The sequence below is a fragment of the Paenibacillus sp. FSL R7-0216 genome (assembly GCF_037969915.1).
GTDB lineage: Bacteria > Bacillota > Bacilli > Paenibacillales > Paenibacillaceae > Fontibacillus > Fontibacillus rhizolycopersici.
In genome coordinates, this window is the sequence record NZ_CP150222.1 from 3,565,786 (window position 1) to 3,578,938 (window position 13,153).

A 13,153-nucleotide genomic window follows, 5' to 3' on the forward strand; every position below is an offset into this window, starting at 1 on the left:
AGTATAAACCAGCCTGCGAAGCGGCTCCGTGATATTTTCAGCAAGGAAATGAGTGGTGGAGGATCCGACTTGGGAACAGCGAGGCAGCAAGCACGAAGTTAACGCTTCGGCAACCGGCGGAACGCCAGCAGGAGGAGCAGCAGCATGCCGATATAACCAAACAACGGATACAAGTACGTTAATAAGTAGGAGAAGCCTGCCTGACTGATCAGAAAGCAAGCAAGCAACACGGTGAGCAGGGTTGCGTTTTTGGGCACCTTGTAGAGGCTTTGCAGCTGCCTTGTGACCCCAAACACGTTTCCGATCAACGTCGTAAAGATCTCCCCGTAGATCACCAGAAGAAAGAGGACATGCAGGAACGCCCCCAGATCACGGACGATTTCCGCCATCGGAATGTCATAGCTGAGCATCTCGGGCATTCGTGAATTCAGGGCAAAATGGTAAATCATCAGCATCGCCCCCAAACCGATGCCCCCCCATATCCCTCCCCATTTCAAAGTGCTCTCATCCCGGACCTCACTGCCTAACGGAACCATTACCGCCTGGATGAAGGCAAAATTCAATGCGGCGTAAGTAAACGGGCTTAGCGCCCAGCGGAAGTCCCCCAACTGCTGCAGTTGCCAGTCGTTGATCCCCAGCAGGCTCTCCGGCTGAATCGCTCGGAAGGCAATCAAGCTCGTGAACAGAAGGATCATGGGAACGACAAGCGCATTGACGATCACGATGCCGTTCATTTCCTTCGTCATGACCAGGTAACTTAAACCGATGCTGATCACGATCCCCAGTTGATAAGGAAGATGGAGCTGCTCCGCGAAGATGGAACCGGTGCCGGACAACATTACGGCGGTAACCCCAAGCAAAATCAGCAAAGTCAAAAAGTTGGCTACCTTGCCGAAGAAGCGGCCAAACAAATGATCATTAAATTCCTGGTACGAAAAGGCTTGAATCCGATGGGCGTAAATCATCATTTTCGTCCCTAGCCACATAAACAGAAAGGTTGTGACAACGATCCCCGCCGTTCCAACCGGGCCGTACAGGGTGAAAAACTGCATGATCGATTGTCCCGATGCAAACCCCGCACCCACGACGGTACCGATATAGGTCACGGCAATTTGAAATATTTTCACCCATCGATCGTTCATATATCCTCCACAATTACCATTTTTTACTCTTTTGTACTTTCATCCTATGTCCAAGCTCTGCTTTCTATTCTCGAAATAAAATAGAGGAATCTCTGGCCGAAATGCAGTACATTTAGGAGGAAACCTATCTCAACGACGCGGAGTGAGCTACGTGAAATCGTTCTATCAAAATTGGAAACTGGATCCGGAGCTTCCGATGGACATCTATCAAAGCACCAACATCACGTTTTATCCCCATTTTCATGCCGAGATCGAGTTTATTTATGTCATATCCGGAGCGATTCGGATCGGTGTGAACGAAGAGAGCCGCATGCTCCGGCAAGGTGACATGGTGGTCTGCGGCAGCAACGACATCCACTACTTTGACAGTCGGGGATTGGAATCGGAAATCATGATTCTCATCTGTAAGCCAGAATGGATCACCATGACTAAGAGCTGGCCACTCGACTTTCGGTTCACTTCTCCTTATATTCCGGCGAATACCCCAGGGCTGGAAAGGGTACAAAAGATACTGGAAGAGCTCATCCGAGAGAAAAACGAAAGACAACCCGGTTACCCGCTACTACTGAAAGCCGGGATTGCGAGGTTATACGGAAGCTTGCAAAGATACGTAGATACCCATCCAATGGATCGTTCTACCAAGGAGAAGTACGAATCCCGTCGCGCACGGATGCAGCAAATTTTGTCTTATATCGAGGATCATTATCGCGAAGAATTAAACGTTGCGGTGATGGCGGAGCGTTTTTCGATGGAACCCTCTCATTTCAGCCGGTCCTTCAAAGCCGCTATCGGCATGAACTTCAAAACCTACCTCAACACGGTTCGAGTGTTAAGCGCCGAGCACCAGCTGTTGACCAGCGACCTCAGCATCATGGAAATCGCCCTGGAATGCGGCTTCAGCAGTATTCGCACCTTCAATCGGGTCTTTAAGGAACTGCGAGGCAACATCCCTTCCAGCCTGCGCCACCCGGAAAGCTAAAGTTCTCACAAAATGCCGGAAAACGCATATTTTGTCCAGGATTCCACATAAACTGGCGAGAGAAATCTGAGGAATCTATTTATAATGATTCTTGAAATAACAGCAATTACCATACCCGCGAAACGGAGGAATTCGATGAACCCGCTGCGTGTCGGAATGATCGGTTACAAGTTTATGGGCAAAGCCCACAGCAACGCCTATCGGGCGTTGCCGATGTTTTTCCCCGGTGCCTTAAAACCGGAAATGGCCGTACTGTGCGGCCGTAACGAGGAAGCGGTGCAGGAGGCCGCAAATCGCTTGGGGTGGCGCGAAATCGCCACGGATTGGCGTGAACTTGTTGCCAGGGACGATATCGACCTGATCGACATCAATGCTCCCAGTGACGCTCATAAGGAAATCGCGCTGGCGGCGGCCCGGGCGGGTAAGCATATTTTTTGCGAAAAACCGTTAGCGCTTACATTAAAGGATTCTCGCGAGATGCTGGCTGCTGCCGAAGCAGCCGGCGTCGCCCATATGGTCGGATTCAACTATCGCTTCTCCCCGGCGGTCAAGTTGGTCAAGGAGCTGGTGCAAAGCGGCCGGTTGGGTAAAATCTATCATTTCCGGGCCTGGTTCCTTCAGGATTGGATCCTCGATCCGTCCTTTCCGCTCGTTTGGCGGCTACAAAAGGACGTTGCGGGTTCGGGCTCGCACGGCGATTTAGGCGCGCATCTGATCGACCTGGCCCACTATTTGGTCGGAGACATCCGTGAGGTGATCGGCATGAGCGAGACGTTTATCAAGGAGCGGCCGCTGGCCGAGAACATGACGGGACTCAGCGCCAAGAGCAGCGCGAATGCACCGAAGGGGCCGGTCACGGTCGACGACGCCACGCTGTTCCTGGCCCGGTTCGCGAACGGGGCGCTGGGCAGCTTTGAGGCGACACGGTTTGCCGCTGGCCACCGCTCGACGAATGCGTTTGAAATCAACGGCAGTCTGGGCAGCGTGAAATTCGACTTCGAGCGAATGAATGAGCTTGAGGTGTATTTCACCTCGGACGACGCCGATGTTCAGGGCTTTCGCCGCGTGCTTGCGACCGATCCGGCACATGCCTATGCCGAAGCGTGGTGGCCGCCGGGGCACACGATTGGATTCGAGCACACGTTTACGCACGAAATGCTCGAGCTGACCACGGCGATCCGCAAAAGCCGCCAGCCGGTGCCAAGCTTCCGCGAAGGCGTACAATGCCAGGCGGTGCTTGAAGCGGTGGAGCGCTCGGTCGCGGAACGGCGCTGGGTCGACATTTCGGAGATGTGAGTCAGTTGGACCCCATGAGTCCGGAGCTTCAGCCTGCAAATGTGGCCCGACCCAGGAGCGGGTCGTGGCGTGGGAGTGCGGAGTGGTGCCTGTTGCGGGAACGTGTGCGAGAGCGTGGAGCGAGTGCGTGCGCGGGAGTGCGTGTGCGGGAGTACGGCGCGGGAGTCGGCGCGGGAGTGCGGCGCGGGAGTACGGCGCGGGAGTGCGGCGCGGGAGTGCGTGTGCGGGAGTACGGCGCGGGAGTCGGCGCGGGAGTGCGGCGCGGGAGTACGGCGCGGGAGTGCGGCGCGGGAGTGCGGTACCGGAGTATCGCGCGGAAGTTCTACCCGGGGTGCGGCGCGCCTAACGGACCGTAGCGACCTTATTTGCCCATTTCCCGGCTATTTCCCGCTGTAACGGACTCCAAAGACCTTATTAGACTCTCATCGCTTACATTTAGCTGGTTTTATCCCAAATAAGGTCTCCTCGGTCCGTTAGATTTCGCAACTTCACTCACGCAGGTAAATAACGTCTCTGGTGTCCGTTAGCAACTAGATGAGCTACTGAAATGTGTTCGGAGGAAACATACCTTAGAGGAGAGAAGGAAAGTCAAGATGAAAAAAGCATTAATCGTCTGGGGCGGCTGGGATGGACATGAGCCGGATCAGGTAGCTGGAATTTTCGCCGGCGTTCTGCGAGAGCATGCATTCGAGGTGGAGGTCTCCGATACCTTGGAGGTTTTTGCCGATGCGGAAAAGCTGCTTGGTCTTGATCTAATCGTACCGGTGTGGACGATGGGAACCATCGACCAGGGGCTGGTAAATAATGTGTCGGCAGCGGTACAAGCGGGAACCGGCCTGGCCGGTTGCCATGGCGGGATGTGCGATTCGTTCCGGAACAACGTCGATTGGCAATTTATGACCGGCGGACAATGGGTTGCCCACCCTGGTAATGACGGTGTGGACTACAAGGTTGAAATCATCGCCAATTCCAGTCCGTTAGTGGAAGGGATCGAGGATTTCCGCGTCCAGACCGAGCAGTATTACCTCCATGTCGACCCCGCGGTTGAGGTGCTAGCGACCACCCGTTTCCCGGTCGTTGACGGACCTCACCGCCTCAATAAGCCGGTTGATATGCCGGTCGTGTGGACGAAGCGCTGGGGCATCGGACGAGTCTACTATAATTCGCTAGGTCATCACGCGGATATCGTGGACCTGCCTCCGGTGAAGGAAATGATGACTCGCGGGATGCTGTGGGCAGCGGAAGGCAAGCGGCTTGCCCTGGAATCGCAAGGCGGCAATGGACAGCTCCAGCACAACTATACGGGCATGGGGGACAGCCAATAATGGACAAAATCAAGGTAGGGATTATCGGCTGCGGCAAAATCAGCGGCATTTACATGGAAAATTGCGCAAAGTTCGAGGCGCTTGATCTTGTGGCCTGTGCCGACCTCGATGTGAACCGGGCGCGGGAGCAGGCCAAACAATACAACGTCCCCCGAGCCTGCTCGGTTGACGAGTTGCTGCAAGATCCCGACATTCAGATCGTGATCAACCTGACCATTCCGGCGGCACATGCCGAGGTTTGCCTGAAAGCATTGGATTCCGGCAAACATGTGTACGTGGAGAAGCCGCTGGCCGTAACCCGTGAGGAAGGCTTGGCCGTCCTCGAAGCAGCCCGCCGCAACGGGCTCATGGTCGGCAGCGCGCCGGAGACGTTCTTCGGCGCCGGAATCCAGACGGCGCTGAAGCTGATTCAGGACGGGGCCATTGGACGTCCCGTGTCGGCGGCTGCGTTTATGATGAGCCGCGGGCACGAGTTCTGGCATCCAGACCCGGAATTTTATTATGCCAAAGGCGGAGGACCGATGTTTGATATGGGTCCCTACTATTTGACGGCACTGATTCAGTTGCTGGGTCCGATTCATCGTATCGCCGGGATGACCGGCAAAGCGCTGGAACAACGTACGATCACTAGCGAGAAAAAGTACGGGCAATCGATTGAAGTCGAGGTGCCCACTCATGTCACGGGTACGCTGCAATTTGCGCATGGAGCGATTGCTACGCTAACCACCAGCTTCGATATTTTTGGTGGCAGCACGCTGCCCCCGATCGAAATTCATGGGACCGAAGGCACGTTGCTTGTGCCTGATCCGAATTCCTTCGGCGGCCCGGTCAAACTCCGTCGGATCGGCGAGGAAGCCTGGACCGAGGTCCCGCTGCTCCCTGGCTATGCCGAGAACAGCCGCGGCATCGGCCCGGCCGACATGGCGAGCGCCTTACTGCACGGCCGGCCGCACCGCGCCAGCGGCGAGCTGGCCTACCACGTGCTGGAGGCGATGTGGGGCTTCCACGATGCCTCCGATGCGGGCACCTACTATGAGATGCAAAGCACCTGTACCCCACCCGCCGCATTGCCGGTGGGCCTGGAGCCGTATCAACTCGATTAGCCGGATAACTAGCTGACGAAACCTAATCGCAAAGAACCCCCGAGCTTCTTTCCGTTCGGGAGTTCTTTTTTTAGTATAGTCCAAACTATGCGCGCCATATAGATGAACAGCGATTTATGGAGAGGAATGGGGAACTATGGCCGCTAATAAGCAACGTCCCTTTATATTTGTGACGATCAAAGCGTCTACGATCCGAAACATCTTTGTTCTGGATCTCATTGCAGGGACCGGAATTTACTACTTGATCAAGTTGGTAACCGCCAGCGTGCTGTTGGGCTCGGTTGGCAGCGCTTTGGGGACGGAGGCGATGAAGCGAATACCCATAGCGCGGTTGATTCAAATGAACCGGAGCATCTCCCCTGTAAAAAGAGCGGATCGTCACTAATTCGACGATCAGCCTTTTCAACCGGCGATTCCCCCCGCCGTGTTACAACACCGACGACGTGCCGCCGTCGATGTTGACCGCCGTGCCCGTCACATACGACGCGGCCTCGGAGACCAGGAAGGCGATCACCTTCGCCGCCTCCTCTACCTGGCCAATCCGCCCCAGCGGGATGCCATGGCGCGGATCGGTCGCGAACTGCTCCCAGGTGAGGTCGGGCGCGGCTTGGCGCCATTTTCGCTCGATCTGGTCGCTGCGGACCAGCCCGATGCATACCGCATTCACACGGATGCGGTCGGCAGCTAGGTCCTTGCTCATCGCCTTCGTGAGGGCCAGGCCGGCTGCCCGGCTAACCGATGTCGGCAAAGAAGAAGCTCCCGGCGTTTTGCCGCTGATCGCGGTGACATTTAGGATCGCACCGCCCCCGGCTTCACGCAGATAGGGAACGGCAGCCCGGGAGAAGTTCACTGTCCCGAGCACCTTTAGATCCAGATCCGCTCCCCAAGTCTCCGCCTCGACTTGCTCGAAAGGCCCTGCGGCCGACGTTCCGGCGTTGTTGATGACAATATCGAGCCCGCCAAATTGCTCCGCCGCCTGCTCTACCGCCCGGCGCGCATCCTCACCCGAAGCGACGTCGGCGACGAGGACGAGCGGTTCAACCCCCGTCTTCGCATGAATGGTCGCGGCCGCTTCCCTAAGCGGACCTTCCCCCCGCGCGACGATGGCTACTCGAGCCCCTTCCGCAGCTAGCATGAGGGCGGTAGCAAGACCAATGCCCTTGCTGCCGCCAGTTATCATTGCCCGTTTCCCTTGCAAACCAAGATCCACGTGAATCCCTCCTCGTCGATTTATTCTTTTTTATTCAGAATAATCTACGTTTAGGATAACCCTTTGGCCTTCAAATACTCCGCCTTATAAGCCGCCGCCTTCTGGGCGATCAGCGACAGGTCGTTCTTCTTCACCGCTTCGTTCGTCAATTCCGAGCCAATGCCGACAGCCACCGCCCCGGCTTGGATCCATTCGCCGAGATTCGCCAGCGAGACCCCGCCGGTAGGCATGAGGTTTGCCTGCGGCAGCGGCCCCTTGACGGCCTTGATCATCGACGGATCGTACAGATTGCCCGGGAACAGCTTCACGATGTCCGCCCCCAGCTCCAGCGCTTCCTGGATTTCTTTGATCGTCATGCATCCAGGCATCACCGGGATGCGGTAACGGTTACACAATCTCACCGTGTCCGGGTTCAAGGATGGCCCGACGACGAACTGAGCGCCGCTCAGAATCGCCGCCCGCGCCGTTTCGGGATCAAGCACCGTTCCCACGCCGATTATGGCATATCGGGATTCATCCTGCGTGTCCCAGGTGTATTTGCGGGCTAGCTCCTCGATCGCCCGTAAAGCAAACGGAATCGTCATCGTGACTTCGATGACTTTAATACCGCCGGCAATCGCCTGCTCGGCCATTTGCACGACTTCCTCCGGAGTTTCACCACGCAACACGGCGACAACGCCTTCTTGCATGATTTTTTGCGTAAGCTGCAGCTTCTTCATCCTTATACCCTCTTTCTTACGATTACGTGTTCTTTGCCCCTTACAATGAAAAAGAATATGACTCCAAATCAACACGCTGGCCGTTCACCTGTCGATTTCCCAGAAGTCCGGGACCCTCAACGCGGAGAAAAAGCTTGGCTTCCTCGGCATATGTAGCGTACGACACACCGATGCTTCCCGCTCCTCCACCGACTTCATATCGGGGCGCACGGGACATCGCAGTTGAGACGAACTCATCCAGTCCGGTGATCCCCCGAAGGCTCGCTCCCGGTACGCCAAGGGCTTCCACTACGATGCCAACGCAGCGTGCATCCGCCACAACTTGCAGATAACCGTTCCGATCCTGTACCTGGTAAGCCCCCGATACATACACGGCAAAATACGTCTCTTCGACCTTTCCGAATATACCATTCGCTGCAAACCGCCATTCTCCTTCCGGAAGCACGCCATAGACCTGTTCCGTCGCGTCTTCCGGCAGTGAGTATACAGCCATAACGACATTCTTATGATACAGCACATCCGTCCACCCGCTTTGATGGCGCGGGTCGTTTCCCGCAGGATCATATCCTTTGCCGGGATGGAAAAAATACAGCTGATTGCCTTTCTCGCCGCGGACCGGCAAGCTGAATAGCCAACGCAGCTGTTCGTTGTCGAATTCCTCGACTCTCTCCCACATCCCCCCGACCCCAAATTGACCGGTGAGATAAGCATAGGAATGAAGCCGATGCTTCACACCGCCGATCTCTTTAAGAAGAGCGGCTCGAGCCTCGAAGGGTTCATTCCGCTCCAGCGCCCGATGCCGAGCTCGCAGGGGCGCTTCGTAGAATAGAAACCCGGCATACTCTGTGCGTGGCATCGCTTTCGGCAACTCGAAATCGCCGAATTGCACATAGTCGTGCAGGACGTTGGCGTCCCGCGGCGAATCATGCGGCCAGCCGCGGGCATGGGCCCCAACCCAAGACCCTTTGAAATAATACACCGCTCGAACGTTCCATAAATGGTCGAGCATCTCGGAGAGCTCGTTCTTGACCTCCGCATCATCCACCAGCCCCCACGCGCAGGTAAACGCCTGAATCCAATGCCAGAACCACGGCAAAGCCCCGTATTCGGCCATACCCTCAAGGCGAAGATGGGCAAGCGTTTGTCGCAGGCATTCCCTTCCATCCGCAAACAATGCCGCATCCCCGTATCGCTGTCCAAAGATCAGCTTCGCAGCCGTGTACTTCGCCTCGTGATGGTTGTACTCCCGTAAAGGTTTGCGATAAAATCCGCTGCGGTACACATGGGACAAGGCCTCCTCGAACCGCGTAGCCACCTCCGGGCTCAGGTGCTCCCCATAGCTCTGCACGAAATACACCATCAAACTGCCCATCAGCTCCACCGGCAGCACATGAGGCGTTGCCAGATCCGGAGCCGGGTCAAGCCCCAGTGGCCAATGGCCGTACAACGGGCTAGCCGCCACCCGATCCTGCAGTAGAAGCACACGCAGCAGCACCTTCTCCGCCAGTTGCCGGCCTTCCACGCGATCAAACGACGACGTTTCTTCCGAGTCGACGGCGGCTGCAAATAAATAGGAGGCGTAATAAAAGTTGTCCCTAATATCGCTGTGAAACCACAGCCCGCTGGCTAGGAGAGGCTGACGCCACGCATACTCGGCCGCTCGATGGACGATTTCTCCCATTCTTGCTCGATAAAGATTCATCAAATAGCGCCCCTTCCCCCACATCCTATCATGGTTCCCACGGCGGCTAAAGCCGGTGAATCCACGATTTGTTACGGCAATCCTCTGAACTTCTGCGAGCTTCCTTCTCTAGATGTAACCCCTTGCAAAATGAACCGAAATGGATTAATGTGAACGTATATGAACATTATACACCAAAATGAACGTGAAAAGGAGAGATTTTACATGGAACGTCGCTACGCTTCGCATCCCAATGAGGTCAAGCAATTCGATACGGATCGGCTGCGCAAGGAATTCCACATCCCCACCTTGTTTACGCCGGATCGCCTGGAGCTGGTACTCACGCATGAAGACCGGCTGATTATCGGCGGTGCCGCCCCGGTGAAGCAGGAAGTTAAGCTGGAGACCGATCTGAAGGAACTGGGGGTCGCCTACTTCCTCGAACGGCGCGAACTTGGAGCCATTAATGTAGGCGGGCCGGGATCGATCCTTGTCGACGGTACGGAATACGAGCTGAACAACAAGGATTGCTTGTACGTCGGCAAAGGCTCACGCGAGGTAATTTTCCGAAGCAAGGACGCGGCGAAGCCGGCGAAATTCTATTTAAATTCAGCCCCGGCGCATCAGGAGTTCCCTACGGCCAAAACAACGCTGGCGGAAGCCGAATCCGGTGCGCTTGGCTCGATCGAGAACTCGAACGACCGTACCATTCACCGGTTCATTCATGAGAATGGCCTACAAAGCTCTCAGCTCGTGATGGGGATGACCCAGCTCAAGACCGGCAACATGTGGAACACGATGCCTGCCCATGTCCATCCACGCCGCATGGAAGCTTATATGTACTTCGATTTGGCGGACGACGCCGTTGTATTTCATCTAATGGGCGAACCCAGCGAAACCCGGCATATCGTGATGCGCAACGAGCAAGCCGTCATCTCGCCGAGCTGGTCGATCCATAGCGGGGTCGGAACTAGCAATTATACATTTATTTGGGGAATGGCCGGCGATAACAAAGCCTATGCGGACATGGACGCGGTTCCCATGAAAGACTTGAAATAAGAAAGAGTGAAATCTAGCATGAATCAAATTCGACGTTATGAAAAAATCATGGAGGTTCTGCTGACGCAAAAGGAAGTGACGGTGGCGCAATTAAGCGAGAGTCTGGGCGTGACCGGTAAGACGATCCGGGAGGATCTCGCCAAGCTGGAGGAGCAAGGGCTTCTAGTGCGCGTGCATGGCGGAGCCATGCTTGCCCAAAGCGACCAGTACGGCATCCTGCCGTCCAAAGAGCCACTGGCGAAACATGCCGAGGAGAAAAGCCAAATCGCTCAGCTCGCCTTAACCCACATCCAGGAGGGCGACATTATCGCGCTGGACGGCGGCAGCACCACGCTGGAGATGGCCCGGCGTCTCGAGAATCGGCCTCTGACCGTTGTCACCAACGACGTGTACATTATCAGCGAGCTGGCGGCCAAAGACCAGATCCGTCTCGTCGTGCCGGGGGGCTACCGCGTCCGCAATATGCTGGCCGGTCCGGAGTCCGCAGCGTACGTTCGCCAGTTAAATATCCAGAAGGCTTTTATCTCGGCGACCGGCATCCACCCGGAACACGGTCTGTCGATTTATACCGGTGATTTGATTGATTTCAAACGGGCTTTGATCGAAACGTCCCGGGAAGCGATCGCGGTCATGAACCATCAGAAGTTTGGGCAGACGGCGCTCCGCACCTTCGCTTCGCTCAGCGAAATCTCGCGTATCATCACCGATCGCGGCCTCCCTGCTGAAACGTCACTACCGTACGAGCGTGCCGGCGTAACGATCGAATGGAAAGACGAATAACGAACGATATTTTAAGGAGGAGCGTATACTCATGAATCGATTTGATTTAACAGGCAAAACGGCCCTCGTCACCGGGGCAGCCGGTGGACTCGGTCAGGGCATCGCTGTTGGGTTAGCTGAAGCCGGTGCCAACGTCGTTTGCGCCTCGCTGAGCAGCAGCGCGGAGACAGTAAGCATGATTACGGCCTTGGGCCGTAAAGCTTCGGAAATCGTGGTGGACCTCAGCGATCACAACAAATTGCAGGAGACCTTCGACGAGGCGCTGAAGCTTACGGGAGCGATCGATATTCTAGTAAACAACGCCGGGATCATTCGTCGAACACCCGCTAAGGACCACAGCGAGAAGGATTGGCTTGACGTGATCAACATTAACCTGAACACGGTATTCCTGCTGTCGCAAATCGCCGGGCGCCACATGATCGAACGCGGCAGCGGCAAAATGATCAACATCTGCTCGATGTTATCTTACCAAGGCGGAATCAACGTACCTGGCTATACGGCCAGCAAACATGGGGTTGCAGGACTAACCAAAGCGTTCGCCAATGAATGGGCTTCCTACGGTTTGCAGGTCAACGGCATTGCTCCTGGTTACATGGCGACAGACAACACGGCGCCGATACGGGCCGATGAGAACCGGAAGGCCTCGATCACGGATCGGATTCCAGCCGGACGTTGGGGAACACCGGAGGACGTAAAGGGCCCGGCGGTCTTCCTCGCCTCCGCCGCCTCCGACTATTTGAATGGCCATATCCTTTGCGTCGACGGCGGATGGATGGCAAGATAAGTTAATATCGATATCACCAGCAGGCAGCTCCGAGTATTTCCAACGGCGGCTGCCTGTTTCCGATTTGTTAATACCACACTCTCCATAAGTAGAAGGTCGCGTACGACAGCCACGGTTTCCAACCTTCCGCCCAGGCCAAGAGCTCCTTTGCGGCCGGTTTCCGGTCCATCCCAAGCACATGCTTGACCGCATTCTGCAAACCTACATCGTCAACCGGAAAGGCATCCGGCATTCGGAGGCAACGCATCAGCACGTAATTAGCCGTCCACGGACCGATGCCGCGGATGCCGACGAGCCGCTTCTCCGCAGCTTTCACCCCGCCCGCAGCCCGCAGCCCCTCCTTCGTCAGTTCTCCCGAGGCAATCCATTGGGCCGTGCCGAGCAGATACTCGGATTTGTTCCGGGTCATGCGGATCCCCTCCAAATCCTGGACGGTCAAACCGGCGATGTCCCGGGCGGACGGAAATACAAGGTACCGTTCTCCTTCGCAGTCGACATGCCGACCGAACTGCTCCACAAGCCGCCGTTTCAGCGTGTAGGCAAAGGCCAGGTTGATCTGCTGGCCAATGATTCCCCAGGCTAAGGCTTCGAACAAATCGGGAATGCCGATATTGCGCAGTCCGTAGAAGGAATCCACCGTTCCCTGAAGCAATGCATCCCTTCGCGCCATCTCATAAAACGGACGCAAATCGGTATCCAAATCGAACCAGTCCCTTACGTAACGAGCGACCTCTTCGCGATCCCGCTTCCGGGAAGGAGCCGTGCCGCCGAGGAATCGAACCTTCAAGGCCTCGCTCCCCTCCGCGCTGATTTCCATCACGGGAGTCGCTCCGGATTCCAGCGGAACGGCCTTGTACAGCCGCTGGTTGTCAATCCGCGACAAGCATTCATTGGATGACCGCGACAAGTACTTCACATTTTCGGCAAAACTGAATTCCTCGGGCACCGACAGCCTTAACATAGACCCCTGATCTTCCCACGCCGCATTCGGCTTTCCTGAATCTAACTGACCGATGACACTTCCTCCTCGCTTTGAACAACGCTTTACTCCTATAGTTTTAACACGATTCGCGTT

At 55.9% G+C, this 13,153-nt stretch carries 14 protein-coding genes; 9 read left to right on the plus strand and 5 right to left on the minus strand.

Features of this window, described 5'->3' with window-relative positions; translation table 11 throughout:
* Nucleotides 1-98: 98 nt before the first annotated feature.
* The gene (locus MKZ15_RS16400; RefSeq protein WP_213622654.1) at nucleotides 99-1,142 is read right to left on the minus strand and encodes a hypothetical protein; all 1,044 of its coding nucleotides are present in this window, start codon (nucleotides 1,140-1,142) and stop codon (nucleotides 99-101) included.
* Nucleotides 1,143-1,293: 151 nt separating this feature from the next.
* Between MKZ15_RS16400 and MKZ15_RS16405 the strand changes: the two genes are divergently transcribed.
* From MKZ15_RS16405 to MKZ15_RS16430, 6 genes are all read left to right on the plus strand, one after another.
* Nucleotides 1,294-2,121 carry an AraC family transcriptional regulator gene (locus tag MKZ15_RS16405; protein ID WP_339816941.1) on the plus strand — a complete coding sequence of 276 codons (828 nt, stop codon included), beginning with the start codon at nucleotides 1,294-1,296 and terminating at the stop codon, nucleotides 2,119-2,121.
* 135 nt (nucleotides 2,122-2,256) lie between these two features.
* A complete protein-coding gene (locus MKZ15_RS16410) occupies nucleotides 2,257-3,417 on the plus strand; it encodes a Gfo/Idh/MocA family oxidoreductase (protein WP_339816942.1) in 1,161 nt (386 codons plus the stop codon).
* Nucleotides 3,418-3,486: 69 nt separating this feature from the next.
* Nucleotides 3,487-3,813, plus strand: coding sequence for a hypothetical protein (locus MKZ15_RS16415; RefSeq protein WP_339816944.1), 327 nt, complete (start codon nucleotides 3,487-3,489; stop codon nucleotides 3,811-3,813).
* Between the two features lie 197 nt (nucleotides 3,814-4,010).
* The gene (locus tag MKZ15_RS16420; RefSeq protein WP_339816946.1) at nucleotides 4,011-4,742 is read left to right on the plus strand and encodes a ThuA domain-containing protein; all 732 of its coding nucleotides are present in this window, start codon (nucleotides 4,011-4,013) and stop codon (nucleotides 4,740-4,742) included.
* Entirely contained in the window at nucleotides 4,742-5,845 is a 1,104-nt protein-coding gene (locus MKZ15_RS16425) for a Gfo/Idh/MocA family oxidoreductase (RefSeq protein ID WP_339816948.1), read from the plus strand. Before MKZ15_RS16420 ends, MKZ15_RS16425 begins: the two co-directional genes overlap by 1 nt.
* 136 nt (nucleotides 5,846-5,981) lie before the next feature.
* Nucleotides 5,982-6,230, plus strand: a complete 249-nt coding sequence (locus MKZ15_RS16430) for a hypothetical protein (RefSeq protein WP_339816950.1) — start codon at nucleotides 5,982-5,984, stop codon at nucleotides 6,228-6,230.
* 42 nt (nucleotides 6,231-6,272) lie between these two features.
* On the opposite strand, the gene MKZ15_RS16435 is transcribed toward MKZ15_RS16430, so the two are convergent.
* Genes MKZ15_RS16435 through MKZ15_RS16445 form a run of 3 tightly spaced genes read right to left on the minus strand, consistent with a single transcriptional unit; the run spans nucleotide 6,273 to nucleotide 9,476 of the window.
* Nucleotides 6,273-7,055, minus strand: coding sequence for an SDR family oxidoreductase (locus MKZ15_RS16435; RefSeq protein ID WP_339816952.1), 783 nt, complete (start codon nucleotides 7,053-7,055; stop codon nucleotides 6,273-6,275).
* Between the two features lie 50 nt (nucleotides 7,056-7,105).
* Nucleotides 7,106-7,774: a bifunctional 2-keto-4-hydroxyglutarate aldolase/2-keto-3-deoxy-6-phosphogluconate aldolase gene (locus MKZ15_RS16440; RefSeq protein ID WP_339816953.1), complete on the minus strand. Its 669-nt coding sequence runs from the start codon at nucleotides 7,772-7,774 to the stop codon at nucleotides 7,106-7,108.
* 40 nt (nucleotides 7,775-7,814) lie between these two features.
* Entirely contained in the window at nucleotides 7,815-9,476 is a 1,662-nt protein-coding gene (locus MKZ15_RS16445; RefSeq protein WP_339816954.1) for a hypothetical protein, read from the minus strand.
* 204 nt (nucleotides 9,477-9,680) lie between these two features.
* On the opposite strand from MKZ15_RS16445, the gene kduI reads away from it, so the two are divergent.
* From kduI to kduD, 3 genes are read left to right on the plus strand one after another with little or no spacing between them, the layout of a single operon-like run.
* Entirely contained in the window at nucleotides 9,681-10,514 is an 834-nt protein-coding gene (gene kduI / locus MKZ15_RS16450; protein ID WP_339816955.1) for a 5-dehydro-4-deoxy-D-glucuronate isomerase, read from the plus strand.
* Between the two features lie 18 nt (nucleotides 10,515-10,532).
* The gene (locus tag MKZ15_RS16455) at nucleotides 10,533-11,294 is read left to right on the plus strand and encodes a DeoR/GlpR family DNA-binding transcription regulator (protein WP_339816956.1); all 762 of its coding nucleotides are present in this window, start codon (nucleotides 10,533-10,535) and stop codon (nucleotides 11,292-11,294) included.
* A 31-nt stretch (nucleotides 11,295-11,325) separates the two neighbouring features.
* The gene (gene kduD, locus MKZ15_RS16460; protein WP_339816957.1) at nucleotides 11,326-12,078 is read left to right on the plus strand and encodes a 2-dehydro-3-deoxy-D-gluconate 5-dehydrogenase KduD; all 753 of its coding nucleotides are present in this window, start codon (nucleotides 11,326-11,328) and stop codon (nucleotides 12,076-12,078) included.
* A 67-nt stretch (nucleotides 12,079-12,145) separates the two neighbouring features.
* Here kduD and MKZ15_RS16465 read toward each other — a convergent pair whose 3' ends face one another.
* Complete coding sequence (locus tag MKZ15_RS16465; RefSeq protein WP_339816958.1) at nucleotides 12,146-13,039, minus strand: DNA-3-methyladenine glycosylase; 894 nt, start codon at nucleotides 13,037-13,039, stop codon at nucleotides 12,146-12,148.
* Between the last annotated feature and the right edge of the window lie 114 nt (nucleotides 13,040-13,153).